Genomic DNA, 22,591 nt, shown 5'->3' with positions numbered 1-22,591 from the left:
TCATCAGTAGGCACGCACGAGCCCCGTCTCGGCCTGTGTCGTCACGAACCCCATCCCCGTGTAGAGCCCCAGCGCGCCGGTCGGATTCTCGGCGTCCACGTCGAGGACGACCTTGTCCCAGCCGCGCTGAGCACATCCCTCGAGCACCGCCCGAAGCAGCGACGGTGCAATGCGCTTCCCGCGGTACGGCCGCGTCACCGCGACGGTGGACACGTACGCACCGGTGAAACCCTGGCCGGCCCAGTCGTCCTCGTTCACATCCGTGAGCAGGACGCCGACGACCTCGTCGCCCGCGAGCGCGACGAACGAGAGCTCGGCCACGAACACCCCGGACACCAGCCCCGAGAACTGCTCGTCGCTCAGAGGCTGGCTGCCCCAGTGGTCCCGGAACGCGTCATCGCGCGCCACGTGAACGGCGGCGGCGAGCTCGCTCGTATAGGGGACGATCCTCACGTCGATCGCGGGCGACACCTCGGGGATAGGATCGCGCAGGTCGCGCTCCATCGTCCGGAAGTACCGGGCGACCTCGAACCCGCCAGCGAGGAGCAGCCGCTCGCGATCGGGCGCGCGCCGGTCGGCGTACCCGACCAGCCAGCCCGGCAGCGTCTTGTCCGAGGCGGCCAGCTTCTGCTCGCCCCGAGTCCGCTGCCACGCGAGCAGCTCCCGTCCGATCCCCTGGCCGCGGAACTCGGGGTGGACGCCGCCGTTCATGAACTCGCGCACCAGCGTCTCCTGCCGCGGCGGCTCCATCACGATGCCGACGGCGGCGACTCGACCGTCGGCGGTGACGGCGAGCAGCGTGTCGGTCTCCAGGTCGATGAAGCTGTAGCCCAGCTCCTCCTCGACCTCCTCGCGGGTGTTGACGTAGTTCGGGTGATCCTGCATAGCGATCGCCCGGTACACGTCGTATATCGCATCCACGTCGGCGGCGGTCGCCGGTCGCCATTCAGCGACGAGCGGATGCCGGGGGCGGTAGGTCGGCGGCGCGGCGACCCGCTCGCGCAGCGGGCTCAAGGTGTCGTCGGTCATCCTTTCACCCTAGAGCCTCGCCTCTCCCGGCCGCGCCCCGCATCCCTGGGTCGCAACACGCCGTTATCCCGTCGCCATAGCGGCGTGTTGCGACCCACAGACGACCGGGAACGACGAAGGCCCCGCATCCAGGGATGCGGGGCCTTCGTGTGGAACGGGGAGGGCGTTACGCCTTCTCCGCCTCGCTCTCGGCGTCGGTCTCACCGGCGGCGTCGGCGTCGGCGGTCGCGTCCTCGACGACCTCCGCCTCGGCGGCGGCGGTCTCGGTGCTGGTCTCCTCGGCCGGGGTCTCCTCGGTCGCGGTCTCCTCGGCAGGGGCCTCCTCGACCGGCGCAGCCTTGGGGGCAGCGGTGGTCTTGGACGACTTCACCTTCGGGGTGACAGGCTCGAGCACGAGCTCGATCTGCGCCATCGGCGCGTTGTCACCCTTGCGGAAGCCGAGCTTCGTGATGCGGGTGTAGCCGCCCTCACGCTCGGCGACCAGCGGCGCGATCTCGGTGAAGAGCTCGTGCACGACGGACTTGTCGCTGATCACGGCGAGCACGCGACGGCGGGCGTGCAGGTCGCCGCGCTTCGCGAACGTGATCAGGCGCTCGGCCACGGGACGCAGGCGCTTGGCCTTCGTCTCGGTGGTCTTGATGCTCTTGTGCGTGAAGAGCGCAGCGGCCAGGTTGGCGAGCATGAGGCGCTCGTGCGCCGGGCCGCCCCCGAGGCGGGGGCCCTTGGTGGGCTTAGGCATGATCGGTTATCTCCAGTGTTGAAAAGGTCTGATGGCTGAGTCGGGCGACGTGCCTCAGATGGTGGTGGACTCGTCCTCGTCGTAGCCGCTGTAGAAGTGGGCGCCGTCGAACCCGGGGACCGAGTCCTTCAGCGACAGACCCATCTCCGTCAGCTTGTCCTTGACCTCATCCACCGACTTCTGACCGAAGTTGCGGATGTTCATGAGCTGCGTCTCCGACAGCGAGACGAGCTCGCTCACGGTGTTGATGCCCTCGCGCTTGAGGCAGTTGTACGAGCGGACCGAGAGGTCGAGGTCCTCGATCGGCATCGACAGCTCGGAGCTGAGGACGGCGTCGACCGGAGCCGGGCCGATCTCGATGCCCTCGGCGGCGCTGTTGAGCTCGCGGGCGAGACCGAACAGCTCGACCAGCGTGCGGCCGGCCGAGGCGATGGCGTCGCGCGGGCTGATCGCGGGCTTGGTCTCGACGTCGACCACGAGGCGGTCGAAGTCGGTGCGCTCACCGGCACGGGTGGCCTCGACGCGGTAGGTGACCTTCAGGACGGGCGAGTAGATCGAGTCGATCGGGATCTGGCCCGCCTCGCTGTACTCGTTGCGGTTCTGCTGGGCCGACACGTAGCCGCGGCCGCGCTCGATGGTCAGCTCGACCTCGAACTTCGCCTTGTCGTTGAGGGTCGCGATCACCAGCTCGGGGTTGTGGATCTCCACACCGGCCGGAGCCGAGATGTCGGCGGCGGTGACCTGACCGGCGCCGGTCTTGCGGAGGTACGCGGTGATCGGCTCGTCGTGCTCGCTGGAGACCACCAGACCCTTGATGTTCAGGATGATCTCGGTCACGTCCTCCTTGACGCCCGGAACGGTGCTGAACTCGTGCAGCACGCCGTCGATGCGGATGCTGGTGACAGCCGCGCCGGGGATGGAGGAGAGAAGGGTGCGGCGCAGGGAGTTGCCGAGGGTGTATCCGAAGCCGGGCTCCAGGGGCTCGATGACGAACCGCGAGCGGAACTCGGAGATGTTCTCTTCGGTGAGCGTAGGACGCTGTGCAATGAGCACTATTGATTCCTTTCGGCTAAGTGTCCGCTATATGACACTTGCTTCTACTGAGGTGGGGTGTCACGCCGTCAGGCGGCGACCCGGTCGAGTCGCCGCCTGCGGCGGACTGAAGAGAACTGCTTAGACGCGACGGCGCTTGGGCGGGCGGCAACCGTTGTGCGCCTGCGGGGTGACGTCGTTGATCGAGCCGACCTCGAGGCCTGCGGCCTGGAGGGAGCGGATCGCCGTCTCGCGACCCGAACCCGGGCCCTTGACGAAGACGTCGACCTTCTTCATGCCGTGCTCCTGCGCCTGACGCGCGGCCGACTCGGCGGCGAGCTGCGCCGCGAACGGGGTCGACTTGCGGGAGCCCTTGAATCCGACGCCGCCGGACGAGGCCCAGCTGATCACGGCACCGGTGGTGTCGGTGATCGAGACGATCGTGTTGTTGAACGTGCTCTTGATGTGGGCCTGGCCCACAGCAATGTTCTTCTTTTCCTTCTTGCGCGGCTTGCGAGCGGCCGACTTGGGTGCTGCCATTTCTTCTCCTGAATCCTAAGAGCGTGGGGCCGCGGGCCTTAGCGCGCCTTCTTCTTGCCGGCCACGGTGCGCTTCGGACCCTTGCGGGTACGAGCGTTGGTCTTGGTGCGCTGGCCGCGGACCGGGAGGCCCTTACGGTGGCGGATACCCTCGTAGCTGCCGATCTCGACCTTGCGTCGGATATCGGCGGCGACCTCGCGGCGCAGGTCACCCTCCACCTTGAAGTTGCCCTCGATGTAGTCGCGGAGAGCGACGAGCTGCTCGTCGGTCAGGTCCTTGACGCGGATGTCGCCCGAGATCTCGGTCTCGCGCAGAGTCTGGAGGGCGCGGGTGCGGCCGACTCCATAGATATAGGTGAGTGCGACCTCGACGCGCTTCTCGCGCGGGATGTCGACGCCTGCTAGACGTGCCATGTGTTGGCTTCTCCTGTGATGAGTGGAGGTCTGCAGCGATCCCGGTGCCCCGGCCTCCTCCGAGGGTGTCCCCCGCGTCCGTCTCCGGACGCGGGTTCTGGGATCGCCTGTTCTTCTATTCGGTTATGACTGCGTTCAGCCCTGGCGCTGCTTGTGGCGCGGGTTCTCGCAGATGACCATGACCCGGCCGTTGCGGCGGATGACCTTGCACTTGTCGCAGATCCTCTTGACCGAGGGGTTGACCTTCATGAGTGTTTCTTACCTTTGTTCGCTGTCCTCGTACCTCACCCGGGGCTACCCGTTGGGTGGGGCCGTTACTTACAGCAGACCTTTACTTGTAGCGGTAGACGATCCGGCCGCGGGTCAGATCGTAGGGGCTCAGCTCCACGATCACGCGGTCCTCGGGGAGGATGCGGATGTAGTGCTGGCGCATCTTGCCGGAGATGTGGGCAAGAACCTTGTGACCGTTCGTCAACTCCACGCGGAACATCGCGTTGGGAAGAGCCTCGATCACGGATCCTTCGATCTCGATGACACCGTCTTTTTTGGCCATAGCCTCACTGTCGCTAAAAGTCGTGGTTTGCTGGTCGTGCGTTGATCGGCGGAAGGCACGTCTGAACGCGCCTAAGACACCAAGGATCTATCTTATGGGAAAGGGCGCGAATCCGCCAATCCGAGTGTATGATCCTCCGCCGCTCTGGGCGAACACCGTCTTCCGGGCGCCCATCAGGCGATCGGGGTCGGTGTCACACCGAACGGGGCGAGGCCGGCGGCCCCTCCGTCGCTCGCGGTGAGCACCCAGATGCCGTCCGCGTGCACGGCGACGCTGTGCTCCCAGTGGGCGGCCGCCGAGCCGTCCTCCGTCGCGACCGTCCAGCCGTCATCCTTGACGTAGGTCTCCTGCGATCCGAGAACGACCATCGGCTCGATGGCGACCACGAGTCCGGGACGCACCTCCGGTCCCTTGGCGCGCACGCGGTAGTTGAACACCGGCGGCTCCTCGTGCATGCGACGCCCGATGCCGTGACCGATGTAGTCGGTCAGGATGCCGTAGTCGCCCTGCGCTGAGACGTAATCCTCGATCGCCTCCCCCACGTCGTTGAGGTAACGCGCGGATGCGAGGGTCGCGATGCCCCGCCACAGCGACTGCTCCGTTACCTCGGAGAGGCGGGTGCGCTCGGCCACGAGTTCGGGATGCGCCGGATCGGGAAGGACGAACGTGCGCGCAGCATCCCCGTTCCAGCCGCCCAGGATGGCGCCGCTGTCGACCGACAGGATGTCGCCGGGCTCCAGGATGCGCGCACCGGGGATGCCGTGCACGACCTCGTCGTTGACGGAGGCGCAGATGGTGTGGTGGTACCCGGGCTCCAGTTTGAAGTTCGAGGCGCCGCCTGCGTCGACGATCGCGCGCTCCGCGATCGCGTCGAGCTCGAGGGTCGACACACCGGGAGCGACCGCCGCGGAGACCGCTTCGAGGGATGCGGCCGTCGCGCGCCCGGGCGCGACCATGTCGCGGAGTTGAGCGGGCGTCTTGTAGATCGACCTCTTGAAGACCACTTCTACGCCACGGACTCGCCGGTGGACGCGCCGGCGCCCGCGACCGGGACGATGCCGCGCTCGGCGAGGGCGGAGGTGATCCGCTCCGCGACCTCGTCCATCGCACCCAGGCCGTCGACCGGCACGAGGAGACCGCGTTCGCGGTACACGTCGATCAGGGGCGAGGTCTCGCGCACGTACACCTGCTGGCGGTGGCGGATGGCCTCTTCCGAGTCGTCCGCTCGACCCTGTTCGTGAGCCCGCTTGGTCAGGCGCTGCACGATCTCGTCCTGGTCGGCCGTCAGCTGGATGACGGCATCCAGCTTCTGCCCCTTGCCAGCGAGGAGCTCGTCGAGGTAGTCGACCTGCGCGAGCGTCCGCGGGTACCCGTCGAGGAGGAAGCCGTTCTTGGCGTCCTCCTCGTCGAGCCGGTCAGCGACCAGCTGGTTGGTGAGCGTGTCCGGGACATAGTCGCCCGCGTCGACGATGGCCTTGACCTGCTTGCCGAGCGGCGTCTCGTTCTTGATGTTGGCCCGGAAGATGTCGCCCGTGGAGATGTCGGGGATCCCGTAGGCGGTGGTGATGCGGGAGGCCTGAGTGCCCTTGCCCGCTCCGGGGGGTCCGACGATCAGCATTCGGGTCAACGCAGAAGCCCTTCGTAATGCCGCTGCTGGAGCTGGGAGTCGATCTGCTTGACCGTCTCCAGCCCGACACCGACGATGATCAGGATGGACGTGCCGCCGAACATGAAGTTCTGGCTTGCGCCGATCAACGCGAAGGCGACCAATGGGATCAGCGCGATGATGCCCAGATAGAAGGATCCGGGCAGGGTCACCCGCGTGAGCACGTAATCGAGGTACTCGGCCGTCGGACGGCCCGCGCGGATGCCGGGGATGAAGCCGCCGTACTTCTTCATGTTGTCCGCGACCTCCTCCGGGTTGAAGGTGATCGCCACGTAGAAGTAGGTGAACCCGACGATCAGGAGGAAGTACAGCAGCATGTACAACGGGTGGTCGCCCTTGGTCAGGTAGTTCGTGATCCACGTGACCCACGGCGCAGGTGCCTTGCCTGCGGCCGGCTGGTTGAACTGGGCGATGAGCGCCGGCAGATACAGCAGCGACGACGCGAAGATGACGGGCACGACGCCGGCCATGTTGACCTTGATCGGGATGTACGTGTTGTTGCCGCCGTAGGTCCGTCGCCCGACCATGCGTTTCGCGTACTGCACGGGGATGCGCCGCTGCGACTGCTCGACGAAGACGACGCCCATGACGATGAGCAATCCGATCGCGATCACGACCAGCAGGATCTCGATGCCCTGCGACTGGCCGACCGCCCAGAGGGAGGACGGGAACTGCGCGGCGATCGAGGTGAAGATGAGGAGCGACATGCCGTTGCCGATGCCGCGCTCGGTCACGAGCTCGCCCATCCACATGATGAGGCCCGTGCCGGCGGTCATGGTGACGACCATGAGCATGATCGCGTACCAGGAGTCGTCCGTGATCAGCTGCGTGCACTGCGAGACGGCGGTGGTGCCGAACAGCGCGCCGCTGCGCGCGACGGTGATGAGGGTCGTCGACTGGAGGACGCCCAGCGCGATGGTGAGGTAGCGCGTGTACTGCGTGAGCTTGGCCTGGCCGGCCTGGCCCTCCTTGTAGAGGGTCTCGAAGCGCGGGATGACCACACGCAGCAGCTGCACGATGATCGACGCGGTGATGTACGGCATGATGCCGAGCGCGAAGATCGAGAGTTTGAGGAGGGCACCGCCGGAGAACAGATTCACCAGCGAATACAGGCCGGAAGTGTCCTGATTAGCGTTCAGACAGGTCTGGACGTTGCCGAAATCGACGAATGGCGCAGGGATGAAGGACCCCAGCCGGAACAGGGCGATGATGCCCAGCGTGAAGAAGATCTTCCGGCGAAGATCCGGGGTGCGGAAGATCCGCCCAACGGCGCTAAACAATCCTGCGTCCTGCTTTCCTAAGAGTCAGTCGGGTGGCCGGTTCCCCGGCCACCCGACTCAGCTGCTCTGCGGATGACTACTTGACGGAGCCACCTGCGGCGACGATCTTCTGCTCAGCAGAGCCGGAGACCTTGTCGACCGCAACGTTCAGCTTAACCGCAATGTCCCCGTTGCCGAGAACCTTGACCTTCTCGTTCTTGCGAACGGCACCCTTGGCGACCAGGTCGGCGACGGTGACGTCACCGCCCGACGGGTACAGCTCGGCGAGCTTCTCCAGGTTCACGACCTGGTACTCCACGCGGAACGGGTTCTTGAAGCCGCGCAGCTTCGGCGCACGCATGTGCAGCGGAAGCTGGCCGCCCTGGAAGCCCGGACGCACCTGGTAGCGCGCCTTGGTTCCCTTGGTACCGCGACCGGCCGTCTTACCCTTGGAGCCCTCACCGCGTCCGACGCGGGTCTTCTCCTTCTTGGCGCCGGCGGCGGGGCGCAGGTGGTGCACCTTCAGGACCTGCTCGCGCGGGGCGGCGACGTCCTTCTTGGCGGAGGACTTCGCGGCCGGCTTTGCGGCCACGGTGTCGTCCGTGCTGGAGGCGGCGGCCTTGTCGGCAGCGGCCGAAGCCGACGCCTTCTTGGCCGGAGCCTTCTTCGCGGTGCTGGTCTTCTCGGCGGCCGGCTTGTCGGCGGCAGCCTTCGTGCTCGCGGCCTTGGTCGCGGGCTTCTTGGCGGCCGGCTTCTCGGCGGCCTCTGTGGTGGCCTTCTCTTCAGCCATTAGTCAATCTCCTCGACCTTCACCAGGTGAGCGACGGTGTTGACGTACCCACGGTTCTGCGGGTTGTCCTCGCGGACGACGACGTCACCGATGCGCTTCAGTCCCAGACTGCGCAGCGTGTCGCGCTGGTACTGCTTCTCGCTCACTTTCGACTTGATCTGCGTGATCTTCAGACGCGCAGCCATCAGGCACCTGCCTTTGCGGTCGCGGCGGCCTCAGCCAGCGCTGCCTCGGTGCGAAGCAGGCGCGCCGGGGCAACCTGGTCGTAGTCGAGACCACGGCGAGCTGCGACGGCGCGGGGCTCCTCGAGCTGCTTCAGCGCCTCGACGGTCGCGTGCACGATGTTGATCGTGTTGGACGAACCGAGCGACTTGCTCAGGACGTCGTGGATACCGGCGCACTCCAGGACGGCGCGCACGGGGCCACCGGCGATAACACCGGTACCGGCAGCAGCCGGACGCAGGAGGACGACGCCGGCGGCGGCCTCACCCTGCACCGGGTGCGGGATGGTGTTGCCGACGCGCGGGACGCGGAAGAAGTTCTTCTTCGCCTCCTCGACGCCCTTCGAGATCGCCAGCGGCACCTCACGGGCCTTGCCGTAGCCGACGCCCACCAGGCCGTTGCCGTCGCCGACGACCACGAGAGCGGTGAAGCTGAAGCGACGACCACCCTTCACGACCTTGGAGACGCGGTTGATGGTGACGACGCGCTCCAGGAACTGGCTCTTGTCGGCGTCACGGCTGCCACGGTCGCGGTTGGGGTTGCGCTCGCGGCCACCACGGCGCGGCTCGCGCTCGCTCCGGGTGTTGTTGTCGGTGCCCGCAGCGGTCTCAACCGGCTGCGCGCTGTCCGTTACCTGATCGGCCACGGTCTGCTCCTTGTTGTTCTCGTCGCTCACAGGTTCAGTCCACCCTCTCGAGCTCCCTCGGCGACAGCGGCGACGCGGCCCGCGTACTTGCTGCCTCCACGGTCGAACACGACGGCGTCGACACCGGCGCTCTTCGCGCGCTCGGCGACGAGCTCTCCGACCTTGCGGGCCTTGGCGGTCTTGTCACCGTCGAAGGTGCGCAGGTCCGCTTCCATGGTCGACGCGGAGGCCAGCGTGTGGCCCTTCGCGTCGTCGACGACCTGCACGAAGACGTGGCGGGCCGAACGGGTCACGACCAGGCGCGGACGGACCGCGGTGCCCTCGATCTTCTTGCGAAGGCGGGTGTGACGGCGGTCGCGGGCGGCCGCCTTGCTCTTTCCTCTGGTACCCAGAGCCATGATTACTTACCAGCCTTTCCGGCCTTGCGACGAACGACCTCGCCGGCGTAGCGCACGCCCTTGCCCTTGTACGGCTCGGGCTTGCGGATCTTGCGGATGTTCGCGGCGACCTCACCGACGGCCTGCTTGTCGATCCCGGCCACGGTCAGGCGGTTGTTGCCCTCGACCGTGAACGTGATGCCAGCCGGCGGCTCGACGGTCACCGGGTGCGAGAAGCCGAGCGCGAACTCGACAGCCGAGCCCTTCTGGACGACGCGGTAACCGGTGCCGACGATCTCGAGGCCCTTGGAGTAGCCCTGGGTGACGCCGATGATCTGGTTGTTGATGAGGGTGCGGGTCAGGCCGTGCAGCGAACGCGAAGCGCGCTCGTCGTCCGGACGGGTAACCAGGACCTGGTTCTCCTCCAGCTTGACCTCGATGGGCTCGGCGACGGTGAGGCTGAGCTCACCCTTCGGGCCCTTGACGGTGACGGCCTGGCCGTCGATCTTCACATCGACGCCGGTCGGGATGTCGATGGGCAGTCTTCCAATACGCGACATGGCGGATTACCACACGTAGGCGAGGACTTCCCCACCCACGCCCTTCTTCTCAGCCTGACGGTCCGTGAGCAGACCGGAGGAGGTGGACAGGATGGCGACGCCGAGCCCGCCGAGCACCTTGGGGAGCTCCGTGGACTTCGCATAGACGCGAAGGCCGGGCTTGGACACGCGCTTGATACCGGCGATGGAACGCTCGCGGTTCGGTCCGAACTTGAGCTGCAGGGTCAGCGTCTTGCCGACGCGGGCGTCGGTGACGTCCCAGCCGGAGATGTAGCCCTCGTTGGTGAGGATCTCGGCGATGTGGGCCTTGAGCTTCGAGTGCGGCATCGACACGGTGTCGTGGTGAGCCGAGTTCGCGTTGCGCAGTCTGGTCAGCATGTCTGCGACCGGATCTGTCATGGTCATTTCGGTTTTCCTTACGGTCACCAGGTTTCGTTCAGCCGGTACACGACTGACGACCTGTGGTGGAAGCGGGCCGGCCGGACGGCCGGCCCGCAGGTGGGCCTAGTTGGCCGCGTCGTTGGAACGGAACGGGAAGCCGAGCTGCTTGAGCAGCGCGCGGCCCTCGTCGTCGTTCTTGGCGGTGGTCACCACAGTGATGTCCATGCCGCGGACGCGGTCGATGCGGTCCTGGTTGATCTCGTGGAACATCGACTGCTCCGTGAGACCGAACGTGTAGTTGCCGTTCCCGTCGAACTGCTTGTCGCTGAGGCCGCGGAAGTCGCGGATTCGCGGAAGCGCGAGCGAGAGGAGACGGTCGAGGAACTCCCACATGCGGTCGCCGCGCAGCGTGACGTGCGCGCCGATCGGCTGGCCCTCGCGCAGCTTGAACTGCGCGATGGACTTGCGGGCCTTCGTGACCTGGGGCTTCTGGCCGGTGATCAGCGTGAGGTCGTTGACCGCACCATCGATCACCTTGCCGTCACGAGCCGCCTCGCCGACACCCATGTTGACGACGATCTTCACCAGACCGGGCACCTGGTGCACGTTGGTGAAACCGAAGTCGCCCTGGAGCTGCTGGGAGATCTCGTTCTTGTACTTCTGCTTCAGGCGCGGCTGGATTTTGCCAGCAGCGGTTGCAGTGTCGGTCATTACAGGTCCTTACCAGACTTCTTGGCGTAACGAACGCGGACCGTCTTGGTGACGCCGTCCTTCGTGACACTCTCTTCGCGGAAGCCGACGCGGGTCGGCTTCTTGGTCTCGGGGTCGACCAGCGCCACGTTCGAGACGTGGATCGGGGCCTCGTGGGTCTCGATGCCGCCGGTCTTCGTGCCACGCTGCGTCTGGCCGACGCGCACGTGCTTGGTCACGAAGTTGACGCCCTCGACGATGACACGGTTCTGCTCGACGAGAACCTCGATGACGCGACCCTGCTTGCCACGGTCACCACCGCGGGCCTGCGAACGGCCCGAGATGACCTGGACCAGGTCGCCCTTCTTGATGTTCGCCATGGGTTACAGCACCTCCGGTGCGAGCGAGATGATCTTCATGAACTTCTTGTCGCGGAGCTCGCGGCCGACCGGTCCGAAGATGCGCGTGCCGCGGGGGTCACCGTCGTTCTTCAGGATGACAGCGGCGTTCTCGTCGAACTTGATGTAGGAGCCGTCCGGGCGGCGGGTGTTCTTGCGAACACGCACGACGACCGCCTTGACGACGTCGCCCTTCTTGACGTTCCCACCCGGGATCGCGTCCTTGACCGTGGCGACGATGACGTCGCCGAGGCCGGCGTAGCGACGGCTGGAGCCGCCGAGCACGCGGATCGCGAGGAGCTCCTTGGCGCCGGTGTTGTCGGCGACCTTGAGTCGGGATTCCTGCTGGATCACTTGGCCTTCTCCAGAATCTCAACCAGGCGCCAGCGCTTGCTGGCGCTCAGGGGACGGGTCTCGTTGATGAGAACGAGGTCGCCGATGCCGGCGGTGTTGTTCTCGTCGTGCGCCTTCACCTTGGAGGTGCGGCGGATGACCTTGCCGTACAGGGGGTGCTTCACGCGGTCCTCGACCTCGACGACGATGGTCTTGTCCATCTTGTCGCTGACGACGTAACCGCGACGGGCCTTGCGGTACCCGCGGACGAGGGCCTCGTCGGCCGCCGACTCCGCGGCCGCGGCCTTGGTGGTCTCAGCCATTACTTGGCCTCCTCATTCGTGGTGTCGACCTCGGCCTCGGCGGCCGGGGCCGCCTTCTTGGCACGGGTCTTCTTCTTCTCCGCCGGCGCCGCCTCGGCCGGGGCCGGGGTAGCCCGGATCCCGAGCTCGCGCTCGCGGATCACGGTGTAGATGCGAGCGATGTCACGCTTCACGGCGCGCAGGCGGCCGTGGCTCTCGAGCTGGCCGGTGGCCGACTGGAAGCGTAGGTTGAACAGCTCTTCCTTGGCCTTCTTCAGCTCGTCGACGAGACGCTCGTCTTCGAAAGTGTCGAGCTCGCTCGAGGCAAGCTCCTTGGATCCGATCGCCATTACGCGTCGCCCTCCTCGCGCTTGATGATGCGTGCCTTGAGGGGCAGCTTGTGGATTGCACGGGTCATGGCCTCACGAGCGAGCTGCTCGGAGACTCCGGAGACCTCGAAGAGGACGCGACCCGGCTTGACGTTGGCGACCCACCACTCCGGCGAACCCTTACCGGAACCCATTCGGGTCTCGGCCGGCTTCTTCGTGAGCGGACGGTCGGGGTAGATGTTGATCCACACCTTGCCGCCACGCTTGATGTGACGCGTCATGGCGATACGAGCGGACTCGATCTGACGGTTGGTCACGTAAGCGGGCGTCAGGGCCTGGATGCCGAACTCGCCGAAGGAGACCTTCGTGCCACCGGTCGCCTGGCCGCTACGGCCGGGGTGGTGCTGCTTGCGGTGCTTGACTCTGCGTGGGATCAACATGGTTATGCCTCAACTCCTGCTGCGGCCGGCGCGCCAGCGGTCTCGGGGGCGTTGCCCCGGCCACCGCGACGCGGACGGTCGTTGCGCTCGCGCGACGGCTTCTGGTTGGCCTGCTCGCGAGCCAGTTCCTTGTTCGTGATGTCGCCCTTGTAGATCCACACCTTCACACCGATGCGACCGAAGGTGGTCTTGGCCTCGTAGAAGCCGTAGTCGATGTTGGCGCGGAGCGTGTGCAGCGGCACACGACCCTCGCGGTAGAACTCGGAGCGGCTCATCTCGGCGCCGCCGAGACGGCCCGACACCTGGATGCGGACACCCTTGGCGCCGGCGCGCTGAGCACCCTGCAGACCCTTGCGCATCGCGCGGCGGAAGGCCACGCGGGCGGCGAGCTGCTCGGCGATGCCCTGAGCGACGAGCTGGGCGTCGGCCTCGGGGTTCTTGACCTCGAGGATGTTCAGCTGGATCTGCTTGCCCGAGAGCTTCTCGAGGTCGGCGCGGATGCGCTCGGCCTCGGCGCCACGGCGACCGATCACGATGCCCGGGCGGGCGGTGTGGATGTCGACGCGGACGCGGTCACGGGTGCGCTCGATCTCGATGCGGGACACGCCCGCGCGGTCGAGCGACGTCTTCAGCAGCGTGCGGATCTTAACGTCCTCAGCGAGGTAGTCGCTGTAACGCTGACCCTTCTTGGTGCTGTCGGAGAACCACCGCGACACATGGTCGGTGGTGATGCCCAGACGGAAGCCGTACGGATTGACTTTCTGACCCATTACTTGCTCGCCTTCTTGCTGACGGGGGCGGCCTCGGCCTCGTCCGGCGTCGCGAGGACGACCGTGATGTGGCTGGTGCGCTTGTTGATGCGGAAGGCCCGGCCCTGTGCACGCGGCTGGAACCGCTTGAGGGTGGTCCCCTCGTCCACGAAGGCGCGGCTCACGTACAGGTCCTGCTCGTCCAGGTAGGTGTTGCTCTGGTCGGCCTTGACGCGCGCGTTGGCGATGGCCGAGGCGACGAGTTTGTAAACAGGCTCGCTCGCGCTCTGGGGGGCGAACTTCAGGATGGCCAGGGCCTCCTGGGCCTGCTTGCCGCGGATCATGTTGACGACGCGGCGGGCCTTCATGGGGGTAACGCGGATGTGTCGCACGCGGGCGATCGACTCCACCATTTCTCTCCTCCTTACGCCACCGCGATCAGCGGCGGCGACCCTTCTTGTCGTCCTTCACGTGTCCACGGAAGGTGCGGGTCGGCGCGAACTCGCCGAGCTTGTGACCGACCATGGTCTCGGTGACGAACACCGGGATGTGCTTGCGACCGTCGTGCACGGCGATGGTGTGACCCAGCATGGCCGGGACGATCATCGAGCGGCGCGACCAGGTCTTGATCACGTTCTTGCTGTTGGCCTCGTTCGCGGCGACCACCTTGCGAAACAGGTGCTCGTCGACGAAGGGGCCCTTCTTGAGACTGCGTGGCATCTTCTCGAACTCCTACTTGCGCTTCTTGCCGGCGTTGCGACGGCGGACGATGAGCTTGTCGCTTTCCTTGTTGGGGTGGCGCGTACGGCCTTCCTTCTGACCCCACGGGCTGACCGGGTGGCGACCACCGGAGGTCTTGCCCTCACCACCACCGTGCGGGTGGTCGATCGGGTTCATCGCGACACCACGCACGGTCGGGCGGACGCCCTTCCAGCGCATACGGCCGGCCTTGCCCCAGTTGATGTTCGACTGCTCGGCGTTGCCGACCTCGCCGACGGTGGCGCGGCAGCGCGCGTCGACGTTGCGGACCTCACCGGAGGGGAGGCGCAGCTGGGCGTAGGGGCCGTCCTTCGCGACGAGGCGGACCGAGGCACCGGCCGAACGGGCGAGCTTGGCGCCACCGCCCGGCTTCAGCTCGATCGCGTGCACGACGGTACCGGTCGGGATGTTGCGCAGCGGCAGGTTGTTGCCCGGCTTGATGTCTGCGCCGGCACCCGACTCGACGACGTCGCCCTGCTTCAGGCCGGCGGGCGCCAGGATGTAGCGCTTGGTGCCGTCCACGAAGTGCAGCAGCGCGATGCGCGCCGTGCGGTTGGGGTCGTACTCGATGTGGGCGACCTTGGCGTTGACGCCGTCCTTGTCGTTGCGACGGAAGTCGATCACGCGGTACTGGCGCTTGTGGCCACCACCGATGTGACGGGTCGTGATGCGGCCCTGGTTGTTGCGGCCACCGGTCTTCGACAGCGGACGGAGAAGGGACTTCTCCGGCGTCGAGCGGGTGATCTCGGCGAAGTCGGCGACCGAGGAGCCGCGACGACCGGGGGTCGTGGGCTTGTAGTTACGAATTGCCATGTCTGTTTTCCTCTAGTCCTTCGCTCAGCCGACGGCCGTGAAGATGTCGATGGAACCGGACTTCAGCGTGACGATGGCGCGCTTGGTGTCCTTGCGCTTGCCGGTGCCGAAGCGGGTGCGGCGGGTCTTGCCCTGACGGTTCAGGGTGTTCACCGACGCGACCTCGACCTTGAAGATCGACTCGATGGCGAGCTTGATCTCGGTCTTGTTCGAACGCGTGTCGACGAGGAAGGTGTACTTGCCCTCGTCGATCAGGCCGTAGCTCTTCTCAGAGACGACCGGGGCGATGATGACGTCGCGCGGGTCCTTGTTGACGGCCATTACGCGTTCACCTCTTCCTTGTTGCTCTTGGCGGCGATGAAGCCCTCGAGCGCGGCCTGCGAGAAGACGATGTCGTCGCTCACCAGGACGTCGTAGGCGTTCAGCTGGTCGTAGGTCAGCACGTGCACGGTCGGGACGTTGCGGACGCTCTTGAAGGCGAGCTCGTCGTCACGCTCGAGCACGACGAGGACGTGCTTCGAGGTCGCGATGCCGCTCAGCAGGTCGACGACCGCCTTGGTCGAGGGCGCGTCACCGGTGGTGAAGGCCTGGACGGCGTGGAGGCGGCTGCCGCGGGCGCGGTCCGAGAGAGCGCCGAGCAGAGCAGCGGCGATCATCTTCTTCGGGGTGCGCTGGGCGTAACTGCGCGGCGTCGGTCCGTGGACGATGCCACCGCCGGTCATCTGCGGGGCGCGGATGGAACCCTGGCGGGCGCGACCGGTGCCCTTCTGCTTGAACGGCTTGCGGCCGGCGCCGGAGACCTCGCCACGACCCTTGGTCTTGTGCGTGCCCTGGCGCGCCGCGGCGAGCTGAGCGGTGACGACCTGGTGGATCAGCGGGATGTTGGTCTGAACGTCGAACAGGGCGTCGGGAAGCTCGATGGAGCCGGCCTTCTTGCCCTTGAGGTCGACGACGTCAATCGAGGTAGCCATTTACCTTAGGCCCCCTTCACTGCGTTGCGGACGAAAACGATGCGGCCACGAGCGCCGGGAACGGCGCCCTTGACCAGCAGCAGGCCCTTCTCGGCGTCGATGCCCTGCACCTTGAGGTTCAGGACGGTGACGCGCTCGCCACCCATGCGACCGGCCATGCGCATGCCCTTGAAGACACGGCTCGGGGTCGAGGAGGCGCCGATGGAGCCCGGCTTGCGGTGGTTGCGGTGCGCACCGTGCGAAGCGGAGACGCCCTGGAAGTTGTGGCGCTTCATCACACCGGCGAAGCCCTTACCCTTCGAGGTCCCGACGACGTCGACCAGCTGGCCGACCTCGAAGGTCCCGTCGACGGTGAGCTCCTGGCCGGCCGCGTACTCGGCGGCGTCGGCGGTGCGGACCTCGGTGAGGTGACGACGCGGGGTAACGCCCGCCTTGTCGAAGTGGCCGGCGGACGGCTTGTTGACCTTGCGCGGGTCGATCTGGCCGTAGGCGATCTGGACGGCGTTGTAGCCGTCGGCCTCGGGGGTGCGGACCTGGGTCACGACGTTCGGCGTGATCTCGATGACGGTCACGGGGATGAGCTTGTTGTTCTCGTCCCAGACCTGGGTCATTCCGAGCTTCTTGCCGAGGAGGCCCTTGGAAGTCTTCGTGTCAGCGTTGGACATGGTGGCACTCCCCCTTAGAGCTTGATCTCGATGTTGACGTCGGCGGGCAGGTCGAGACGCATGAGCGAGTCGACGGCCTTCGGCGTCGGGTCGATGATGTCGATCAGCCGCTTGTGCGTGCGCATCTCGAAGTGCTCGCGGCTGTCCTTGTACTTGTGGGGCGAACGGATGACGACCACCACGTTCTTCTCGGTGGGAAGCGGCACCGGGCCGACGACGGTCGCGCCGGCACGGGTCACCGTGTCGACGATCTTGCGCGCCGAGGTGTCGATGACCTCGTGGTCATACGACTTAAGCCGAATGCGGATCTTCTGTCCCGCCATGTCTGACTCTCTCTCTTGTTATGGCGTCGTACGAGACGGCTCTCTCGAGCCGTTCTTCGCATTGGACGCGGGCGACGTACGCGTGGGAACGCCACTATTCTTCTGTCAACTCGTTTCCGAACCCGTTGCAGGCACAGAGTTAGCCCCTGGTCTCGTGGGTGTTCGAATTGAGCGTGTCCTGCTGCCTGCGGCCTAACCTCACGTCACCAAGACCGCGAATGAACACGGTGCGACGGGCTATGCACTGCCTGGCAGTGATCCGGTCGAAGCGCGCGTAGACGCGCTCGTTCCGGAATGTTGAACTAGACAAGTTTGCCAGATCGCGGCCCAACCTGCAACCCGGGCGTGTCGCGCGCGCGGGAAACCATCAGTAGCCAGAGTGGGCCGCTGTGATGCACCATGTGCGTGCACGCTCATCACCAGCCGCGAAAGTGTGGCGGAAGGAGCAGGGGGATGCGAGACGACGATGAGGACGGCTGGTCGGCGCACGCGCAGTCGCGGCCGGATCGCGATGAGCAGGTGGCCTCGTGCACGCTCATCGTGCGGCTGACTTCCGGCATCGAGCTGGAGTACGACCTCGACCCTCGTCGGCTGTCGCTGCCGTGAGCCAGCTCGCTGCAGTGCGTCCCGACACAGAGGAGCGGGGCCGACCGAAGCCGACCCCGCTCGAGTGGCGCCTCGCGCCGCCACTCAGCTGATTGTCCACGACCGCTACACGGCCCCCGAACTTCCGTTACGAGAACCCTTCAGCGATGTGGGCTGGTTTGCGAGGCTGTGGGAATCCATAGGCGCTCCTCTCGTCGAACGGAACCGTCCGGTTGAAACGGTGCGTCCATTCTGCGACCGCACCGGCCTCAGGTAAAGCGGTCGGAGCAGATCGCCAGGAACGCGAAAGAGGGCCGGACCCGAAGGCCCGACCCTCTCGCGAGTTAAGTCGAAGGACTTACTTGATGATCTTCGTCACCGTACCGGCGCCCACGGTGCGGCCACCCTCACGGATGGCGAAGCCGAGGCCCTCCTCCATGGCGATCGGCTGGATCAGCTCGACCGACATGTCGGTGGTGTCGCCGGGCATGACCATCTCGGTGCCCTCGGGCAGCGAGATGACGCCGGTGACGTCGGTGGTACGGAAGTAGAACTGCGGACGGTAGTTCGTGTAGAAGGGGTTGTGACGGCCACCCTCGTCCTTCGAGAGGATGTAGGCAGTGCCCTCGAAGTTGGTGTGCGGGGTCACAGAACCCGGCTTCGCCACGACCTGGCCGCGCTCCACGTCCTCGCGCTTGGTGCCACGGAGGAGCAGACCACAGTTCTCGCCGGCCCAGGCCTCGTCGAGCTGCTTGTGGAACATCTCGATACCCGTGACCGTGGTCTTCTGCGTCGGGCGGATGCCGACGATCTCGACCTCGGAGTTGATGGCCAGGGTGCCACGCTCGGCGCGGCCCGTGACGACCGTGCCACGACCGGTGATGGTGAAGACGTCCTCGATCGGCATGAGGAACGGCTTGTCCTTGTCACGCACCGGGTCGGGGATGGAGTTGTCGACGGCGTCCATGAGGTCGAGGACCGACTGGACCCACTTCTCGTCGCCCTCGAGAGCCTTGAGGCCCGAGACGCGCACGACGGGGGCGTTGTCGCCATCGAAGTCCTGGCTGGAGAGCAGCTCGCGGACCTCGAGCTCGACGAGCTCCAGGATCTCCTCGTCGTCCACCATGTCGGACTTGTTCAGCGCGACGAGCAGGTAGGGGACGCCGACCTGCTTGGCGAGCAGAACGTGCTCACGGGTCTGAGCCATCGGGCCGTCGGTGGCGGCGACCACGAGGATCGCGCCGTCCATCTGAGCAGCACCGGTGATCATGTTCTTGATGTAGTCGGCGTGACCCGGGGCGTCAACGTGCGCGTAGTGGCGCTTCGGCGTCTCGTACTCGACGTGCGAGATGTTGATCGTGATACCACGCTGACGCTCTTCCGGAGCCGAGTCGATCGACGCGAAGTCGCGCTGAACGTTGGTCGCCGACGGGTACTTGTCAGCAAGCACCTTGGAGATCGCCGCGGTGAGCGTCGTCTTGCCGTGGTCGACGTGACCGATGGTTCCGATGTTGACGTGCGGCTTAGTCCGCTCGAACTTGGCCTTAGCCACTGTGGGTCCTCCTCAGGACTCTCGTGTAGAGGCGCCGGTCGATGGATTTCGACCGGAAGCTCTACGGGATTGGTTTCTTATGTTACGGGATGTTGCCGAAGGCTTGAGACCCGAGGTCACTCGCCCTTGCTCTTCTGGACGATCTCGTCGGCCACAGCCTTCGGGACCTCCGCGTAGCTGTCGAACTGCATCGAGTACACCGCGCGGCCCGAGGTCTTCGACCGCAGGTCACCGATGTAACCGAACATCTCCGACAGCGGGACGTTGGCACGCACCACCTTGACACCGCTGGCGTCCTCCATGGACTGGATCTGCCCGCGACGGGAGTTCAGGTCGCCGATGACGTCGCCCATGTACTCCTCCGGCGTACGCACCTCGACCGCCATGAGCGGCTCGAGGAGCACCGGGTTCGCCTTCCGAGCGGCCTCCTTGTAGGCCATCGAGCCGGCGATCTTGAACGCCATCTCCGAGGAGTCGACGTCGTGCGCTGCACCGTCGAGGAGCGTCGCCTTGACGCCCACCGTCGGGAAGCCGGCGAGAACGCCGACCTGCATCGCGTCCTGGATTCCCGCGTCCACCGAGGGGATGTACTCGCGCGGGACGCGACCGCCGGTGACGGCGTTCACGAACTCGTACGAGGTCTCCGGGGTGACCTCCATGGGCTCCAGGCTGATCTGCACCTTAGCGAACTGACCGGAACCACCGGTCTGCTTCTTGTGGGTGTAGTCGTACTTCTCCACCGTGCGGCGGATGGTCTCGCGGTAGGCCACCTGGGGCTTGCCGACGTTCGCCTCGACGTTGAACTCGCGCTTCATGCGGTCGACGAGGATGTCGAGGTGGAGCTCGCCCATGCCCTTGATGACGGTCTGGCCGGTCTCCTGGTTCTGCTCGGTGCGGAACGTCGGGTCCTCTTCGGCCAGCTTCTGGATCGCGGTGCCCAGCTTCTCCTGGTCGGCCTTGGTCTTCGGCTCGATGGCGACCTCGATCACCGGCTCCGGGAAGGTCATCGACTCGAGCACGACCTGGTTGTCCGGGTCGCTCAGGGTGTCACCGGTGGTGGTGTCCTTGAGGCCGATCACCGCGTAGATGTTGCCGGCGGTGACGAAGTCGACCGGGTTCTCCTTGTTGGCGTGCATCTGGAAGATCTTGCCGATGCGCTCCTTCTTGCCCTTGGTCGAGTTGATGACCTGGGCGCCGGAGTCGATGCGGCCCGAGTAGACGCGCACGTAGGTGAGGCGACCGAAGAACGGGTGCACCGCGACCTTGAAAGCCAGGGCGGAGAACGGCTCGGTGGCGTCGGCGTGGCGCAGGATGACCTGCTCCTCGTCGCGCGGGTTGTGCGCCTCGATGGCGGGTACGTCGAGCGGCGACGGCAGGTAGTCGATCACAGCATCGAGCATCGGCTGCACACCGCGGTTCTTGAACGCCGAACCGCAGAGCACCGGATAGATCTCGTTGTTCACGGTGAGCTTGCGGATGGCCGCCTTGATCTCCGGAACGGTGATCTCCTCGCCGCCGAAGAACTTCTCGAGCAGCACGTCGTCGCTCTCGGCGACGGTCTCGATCAGCTTCGCGCGGTACTCCTCGGCCTTGGCCTGGAGGTCGGCGGGGATTTCCTGGACCTCGTACTTGGCGCCCATGGTGACATCACCCTTGGCGTCGCCGGGCCAGACCAGCGCGCGCATCTCGATCAGGTCGACGACGCCGACGAAGTCGGACTCCGAGCCGATCGGGAGCTGCATCACCAGCGGCTTGGCGCCGAGGCGCGAAACGATGGTGTCGACGGTGAAGTAGAAGTCGGCGCCGAGCTTGTCCATCTTGTTGACGAAGCAGATGCGCGGGACGACGTACTTGTCGGCCTGACGCCACACGGTCTCCGACTGGGGCTCGACGCCCTCCTTCGCGTCGAACACGGCGACGGCGCCGTCGAGGACGCGGAGCGAACGCTCCACCTCGACGGTGAAGTCCACGTGACCGGGCGTGTCGATGATGTTGATCTGGTTCTTGTTCCAGAAACAGGTCACGGCCGCGGACGTGATGGTGATGCCGCGCTCCTTCTCCTGCTCCATCCAGTCGGTGGTCGAGGCGCCATCGTGCGTCTCGCCGATCTTGTGGTTGACGCCCGTGTAGAACAGGATGCGCTCGGTCGTAGTGGTCTTGCCGGCATCGATGTGGGCCATGATGCCGATGTTGCGGACCTTGTTCAGGTCGGTGAGCACGTCCTGTGCCACAGGGTTCCTCCGAATTGTTGAAAGTGAGGGGTGCCGTCCGGGCGCGGCACTATGAGGTATAACGCCCGGACGGCCAGATTTATTACCGCGGTGCGGTGCTTACCAGCGGTAGTGGGCGAAGGCCTTGTTCGACTCGGCCATCTTGTGGGTGTCCTCGCGACGCTTGACAGCGGCGCCGAGACCGTTGGACGCGTCCAGGATCTCGTTCTGGAGGCGCTCGGTCATCGTCTTTTCGCGACGACCCTTGGCGTAGCTGGTGAGCCAGCGGAGCGCGAGCGTGTTCGCGCGGTGCGGCTTGACCTCGACCGGCACCTGGTAGGTCGAGCCACCGACACGGCGAGAGCGGACCTCGAGGGTCGGACGGATGTTGTCGAGAGCCTTCTTCAGCGTGGTGACCGCGTCCTGGCCGGACTTGGTGGCGACACCCTCGAGCGCGTCGTAGACGATGCGCTCGGCGAGGCCCTTCTTGCCGTCGAGGAGGATCTTGTTGACGAGCTGGCTGACGACCGGCGCGCCGTACACCGGGTCGGCGACGACGGGGCGCTTCGGAGCGGGACCCTTGCGAGGCATTACTTCTTCTCCATCTTCGCGCCGTAACGGCTGCGAGCCTGCTTGCGGTTCTTCACGGCCTGGGTGTCCAGGGCGCCACGAACGATCTTGTAGCGGACACCCGGGAGGTCCTTCACACGACCGCCGCGGACGAGCACCATCGAGTGCTCCTGCAGGTTGTGGCCCTCACCGGGGATGTAAGCGGTGACCTCGGTCCCGTTCGACAGCTTCACACGGGCGACCTTGCGGAGCGCCGAGTTCGGCTTCTTGGGGGTGGTGGTGTACACACGCGTGCACACGCCGCGCTGCTGCGGGTTGGCCTTCAGGGCGGGAGCCTTGGTCTTGGTGACCTTCGGCGTCCGGCCCTTACGGACCAACTGCTGAATGGTTGGCACTGAACTTCTCCTTATATGGACTGCACGGTGACAGTTGTTGCTTCTTCCCCATGAGCCACCCACCGGCTTCGCGCCCGTCATCGGAACGATGGAGGCTGTCGTCGGGTGGAACGGCACTTGGGGGAATCGGACGGCAGAACCGGCCGATATGCCGTGGGGGCGGGGGTCCCGTGCGGTCTCCCTGCCCATCGGATGAGTACGTGCCAGCCCGCTCGCTCCTGGCCCGGAAACCGGGCACGAAGCAAGCGCGCGACAGAGCGCACACCCGATAAATACTATCCGTCGGGGGCCGGTCGGTCA

35 protein-coding genes are annotated in these 22,591 nt (G+C 66.0%); 1 reads left to right on the top strand and 34 read right to left on the bottom strand.

Going from position 1 to position 22,591, the window contains the following annotated elements:
* Positions 1 to 3: 3 nt before the first annotated feature.
* The 30 genes from ACF1AJ_RS18470 to rpsJ all read right to left on the bottom strand — a co-directional run bounded on the left by ACF1AJ_RS18470 (position 4) and on the right by rpsJ (position 16,979).
* Complete coding sequence (locus tag ACF1AJ_RS18470) at positions 4 to 1,029, bottom strand: GNAT family N-acetyltransferase (RefSeq protein ID WP_391508650.1); 1,026 nt, start codon at positions 1,027 to 1,029, stop codon at positions 4 to 6.
* A 166-nt stretch (positions 1,030 to 1,195) separates the two neighbouring features.
* Positions 1,196 to 1,768: a 50S ribosomal protein L17 gene (gene rplQ, locus ACF1AJ_RS18465; RefSeq protein ID WP_391508649.1), complete on the bottom strand. Its 573-nt coding sequence runs from the start codon at positions 1,766 to 1,768 to the stop codon at positions 1,196 to 1,198.
* Between the two features lie 54 nt (positions 1,769 to 1,822).
* Complete coding sequence (locus ACF1AJ_RS18460) at positions 1,823 to 2,821, bottom strand: DNA-directed RNA polymerase subunit alpha (RefSeq protein ID WP_018191943.1); 999 nt, start codon at positions 2,819 to 2,821, stop codon at positions 1,823 to 1,825.
* Positions 2,822 to 2,941: 120 nt separating this feature from the next.
* Positions 2,942 to 3,340 carry a 30S ribosomal protein S11 gene (gene rpsK, locus ACF1AJ_RS18455; RefSeq protein WP_018191944.1) on the bottom strand — a complete coding sequence of 133 codons (399 nt, stop codon included), beginning with the start codon at positions 3,338 to 3,340 and terminating at the stop codon, positions 2,942 to 2,944.
* Positions 3,341 to 3,378: 38 nt separating this feature from the next.
* Positions 3,379 to 3,753 (bottom strand): 30S ribosomal protein S13, encoded by a 375-nt coding sequence (rpsM, locus tag ACF1AJ_RS18450; RefSeq protein WP_018191945.1) that lies wholly within the window; start codon positions 3,751 to 3,753, stop codon positions 3,379 to 3,381.
* 135 nt (positions 3,754 to 3,888) lie between these two features.
* A complete protein-coding gene (gene rpmJ / locus ACF1AJ_RS18445; RefSeq protein ID WP_018191946.1) occupies positions 3,889 to 4,002 on the bottom strand; it encodes a 50S ribosomal protein L36 in 114 nt (37 codons plus the stop codon).
* Positions 4,003 to 4,084: 82 nt separating this feature from the next.
* Positions 4,085 to 4,306 (bottom strand): translation initiation factor IF-1, encoded by a 222-nt coding sequence (infA, locus tag ACF1AJ_RS18440; RefSeq protein ID WP_011186713.1) that lies wholly within the window; start codon positions 4,304 to 4,306, stop codon positions 4,085 to 4,087.
* 173 nt (positions 4,307 to 4,479) lie between these two features.
* Positions 4,480 to 5,310 (bottom strand): type I methionyl aminopeptidase, encoded by an 831-nt coding sequence (gene map / locus ACF1AJ_RS18435; protein WP_391508648.1) that lies wholly within the window; start codon positions 5,308 to 5,310, stop codon positions 4,480 to 4,482.
* Positions 5,311 to 5,312: 2 nt separating this feature from the next.
* The gene (locus ACF1AJ_RS18430) at positions 5,313 to 5,933 is read right to left on the bottom strand and encodes an adenylate kinase (protein ID WP_029042970.1); all 621 of its coding nucleotides are present in this window, start codon (positions 5,931 to 5,933) and stop codon (positions 5,313 to 5,315) included.
* Positions 5,930 to 7,252, bottom strand: coding sequence for a preprotein translocase subunit SecY (gene secY / locus ACF1AJ_RS18425; RefSeq protein WP_018191949.1), 1,323 nt, complete (start codon positions 7,250 to 7,252; stop codon positions 5,930 to 5,932). The genes ACF1AJ_RS18430 and secY overlap by 4 nt, the downstream gene beginning before the upstream one ends.
* Before the next feature lie 76 nt (positions 7,253 to 7,328).
* A complete protein-coding gene (gene rplO, locus ACF1AJ_RS18420) occupies positions 7,329 to 8,021 on the bottom strand; it encodes a 50S ribosomal protein L15 (protein WP_309853371.1) in 693 nt (230 codons plus the stop codon).
* Positions 8,021 to 8,206, bottom strand: coding sequence for a 50S ribosomal protein L30 (gene rpmD, locus ACF1AJ_RS18415; RefSeq protein WP_018191951.1), 186 nt, complete (start codon positions 8,204 to 8,206; stop codon positions 8,021 to 8,023). The genes rplO and rpmD overlap by 1 nt, the downstream gene beginning before the upstream one ends.
* Positions 8,206 to 8,919, bottom strand: a complete 714-nt coding sequence (gene rpsE, locus ACF1AJ_RS18410; RefSeq protein WP_018191952.1) for a 30S ribosomal protein S5 — start codon at positions 8,917 to 8,919, stop codon at positions 8,206 to 8,208. Before rpsE ends, rpmD begins: the two co-directional genes overlap by 1 nt.
* Complete coding sequence (rplR, locus tag ACF1AJ_RS18405) at positions 8,916 to 9,287, bottom strand: 50S ribosomal protein L18 (RefSeq protein WP_309853385.1); 372 nt, start codon at positions 9,285 to 9,287, stop codon at positions 8,916 to 8,918. The genes rpsE and rplR overlap by 4 nt, the downstream gene beginning before the upstream one ends.
* Positions 9,288 to 9,289: 2 nt before the next feature.
* Positions 9,290 to 9,826 (bottom strand): 50S ribosomal protein L6, encoded by a 537-nt coding sequence (rplF, locus tag ACF1AJ_RS18400; RefSeq protein WP_018191954.1) that lies wholly within the window; start codon positions 9,824 to 9,826, stop codon positions 9,290 to 9,292.
* Positions 9,827 to 9,832: 6 nt separating this feature from the next.
* Entirely contained in the window at positions 9,833 to 10,231 is a 399-nt protein-coding gene (gene rpsH, locus ACF1AJ_RS18395) for a 30S ribosomal protein S8 (protein ID WP_309853390.1), read from the bottom strand.
* A gap of 99 nt (positions 10,232 to 10,330) precedes the next feature.
* Positions 10,331 to 10,918 (bottom strand): 50S ribosomal protein L5, encoded by a 588-nt coding sequence (gene rplE / locus ACF1AJ_RS18390; RefSeq protein ID WP_309853395.1) that lies wholly within the window; start codon positions 10,916 to 10,918, stop codon positions 10,331 to 10,333.
* Positions 10,918 to 11,277: a 50S ribosomal protein L24 gene (gene rplX / locus ACF1AJ_RS18385; protein WP_018191957.1), complete on the bottom strand. Its 360-nt coding sequence runs from the start codon at positions 11,275 to 11,277 to the stop codon at positions 10,918 to 10,920. Before rplX ends, rplE begins: the two co-directional genes overlap by 1 nt.
* 3 nt (positions 11,278 to 11,280) lie before the next feature.
* Positions 11,281 to 11,649: a 50S ribosomal protein L14 gene (rplN, locus tag ACF1AJ_RS18380; RefSeq protein ID WP_018191958.1), complete on the bottom strand. Its 369-nt coding sequence runs from the start codon at positions 11,647 to 11,649 to the stop codon at positions 11,281 to 11,283.
* Positions 11,646 to 11,951, bottom strand: coding sequence for a 30S ribosomal protein S17 (gene rpsQ / locus ACF1AJ_RS18375; protein WP_018191959.1), 306 nt, complete (start codon positions 11,949 to 11,951; stop codon positions 11,646 to 11,648). The genes rplN and rpsQ overlap by 4 nt, the downstream gene beginning before the upstream one ends.
* Positions 11,951 to 12,280, bottom strand: a complete 330-nt coding sequence (rpmC, locus tag ACF1AJ_RS18370; protein WP_089908569.1) for a 50S ribosomal protein L29 — start codon at positions 12,278 to 12,280, stop codon at positions 11,951 to 11,953. Before rpmC ends, rpsQ begins: the two co-directional genes overlap by 1 nt.
* Positions 12,280 to 12,699 (bottom strand): 50S ribosomal protein L16, encoded by a 420-nt coding sequence (gene rplP, locus ACF1AJ_RS18365; RefSeq protein WP_018191961.1) that lies wholly within the window; start codon positions 12,697 to 12,699, stop codon positions 12,280 to 12,282. Before rplP ends, rpmC begins: the two co-directional genes overlap by 1 nt.
* Positions 12,700 to 12,701: 2 nt before the next feature.
* Positions 12,702 to 13,469, bottom strand: a complete 768-nt coding sequence (rpsC, locus tag ACF1AJ_RS18360; RefSeq protein WP_089908567.1) for a 30S ribosomal protein S3 — start codon at positions 13,467 to 13,469, stop codon at positions 12,702 to 12,704.
* Complete coding sequence (gene rplV, locus ACF1AJ_RS18355; protein WP_018191963.1) at positions 13,469 to 13,861, bottom strand: 50S ribosomal protein L22; 393 nt, start codon at positions 13,859 to 13,861, stop codon at positions 13,469 to 13,471. The genes rpsC and rplV overlap by 1 nt, the downstream gene beginning before the upstream one ends.
* A 25-nt stretch (positions 13,862 to 13,886) precedes the next feature.
* Positions 13,887 to 14,168: a 30S ribosomal protein S19 gene (gene rpsS / locus ACF1AJ_RS18350; protein ID WP_018191964.1), complete on the bottom strand. Its 282-nt coding sequence runs from the start codon at positions 14,166 to 14,168 to the stop codon at positions 13,887 to 13,889.
* A 12-nt stretch (positions 14,169 to 14,180) separates the two neighbouring features.
* Positions 14,181 to 15,020 carry a 50S ribosomal protein L2 gene (gene rplB / locus ACF1AJ_RS18345; protein ID WP_018191965.1) on the bottom strand — a complete coding sequence of 280 codons (840 nt, stop codon included), beginning with the start codon at positions 15,018 to 15,020 and terminating at the stop codon, positions 14,181 to 14,183.
* A 24-nt stretch (positions 15,021 to 15,044) separates the two neighbouring features.
* Positions 15,045 to 15,341 (bottom strand): 50S ribosomal protein L23, encoded by a 297-nt coding sequence (gene rplW, locus ACF1AJ_RS18340; protein WP_018191966.1) that lies wholly within the window; start codon positions 15,339 to 15,341, stop codon positions 15,045 to 15,047.
* Positions 15,341 to 15,991, bottom strand: a complete 651-nt coding sequence (gene rplD / locus ACF1AJ_RS18335) for a 50S ribosomal protein L4 (RefSeq protein ID WP_018191967.1) — start codon at positions 15,989 to 15,991, stop codon at positions 15,341 to 15,343. Before rplD ends, rplW begins: the two co-directional genes overlap by 1 nt.
* 5 nt (positions 15,992 to 15,996) lie before the next feature.
* The gene (gene rplC, locus ACF1AJ_RS18330) at positions 15,997 to 16,656 is read right to left on the bottom strand and encodes a 50S ribosomal protein L3 (RefSeq protein WP_020076939.1); all 660 of its coding nucleotides are present in this window, start codon (positions 16,654 to 16,656) and stop codon (positions 15,997 to 15,999) included.
* A gap of 14 nt (positions 16,657 to 16,670) precedes the next feature.
* Positions 16,671 to 16,979, bottom strand: a complete 309-nt coding sequence (gene rpsJ / locus ACF1AJ_RS18325; RefSeq protein ID WP_018191969.1) for a 30S ribosomal protein S10 — start codon at positions 16,977 to 16,979, stop codon at positions 16,671 to 16,673.
* A 453-nt stretch (positions 16,980 to 17,432) separates the two neighbouring features.
* On the opposite strand from rpsJ, the gene ACF1AJ_RS18320 reads away from it, so the two are divergent.
* Positions 17,433 to 17,585 (top strand): hypothetical protein, encoded by a 153-nt coding sequence (locus ACF1AJ_RS18320; RefSeq protein WP_391508647.1) that lies wholly within the window; start codon positions 17,433 to 17,435, stop codon positions 17,583 to 17,585.
* A gap of 337 nt (positions 17,586 to 17,922) precedes the next feature.
* Here the strand turns inward: ACF1AJ_RS18320 and tuf are convergent, their stop codons facing one another.
* The 4 genes from tuf to rpsL form a co-directional block, all read right to left on the bottom strand.
* Entirely contained in the window at positions 17,923 to 19,116 is a 1,194-nt protein-coding gene (gene tuf / locus ACF1AJ_RS18315) for an elongation factor Tu (RefSeq protein WP_018191971.1), read from the bottom strand.
* A 116-nt stretch (positions 19,117 to 19,232) separates the two neighbouring features.
* On the bottom strand, positions 19,233 to 21,347 hold the full coding sequence (fusA, locus tag ACF1AJ_RS18310; RefSeq protein ID WP_391508646.1) for an elongation factor G: 2,115 nt from the start codon (positions 21,345 to 21,347) through the stop codon (positions 19,233 to 19,235).
* 99 nt (positions 21,348 to 21,446) lie between these two features.
* Complete coding sequence (rpsG, locus tag ACF1AJ_RS18305; RefSeq protein WP_018191973.1) at positions 21,447 to 21,917, bottom strand: 30S ribosomal protein S7; 471 nt, start codon at positions 21,915 to 21,917, stop codon at positions 21,447 to 21,449.
* The gene (rpsL, locus tag ACF1AJ_RS18300) at positions 21,917 to 22,291 is read right to left on the bottom strand and encodes a 30S ribosomal protein S12 (RefSeq protein ID WP_011186743.1); all 375 of its coding nucleotides are present in this window, start codon (positions 22,289 to 22,291) and stop codon (positions 21,917 to 21,919) included. Before rpsL ends, rpsG begins: the two co-directional genes overlap by 1 nt.
* Positions 22,292 to 22,591 lie beyond the last annotated feature (300 nt).

This window comes from Leifsonia sp. NPDC014704, from assembly GCF_043083605.1.
Lineage (GTDB): Bacteria > Actinomycetota > Actinomycetes > Actinomycetales > Microbacteriaceae > Leifsonia.
This window is presented reverse-complemented; position numbering and strand designations above follow the sequence as displayed.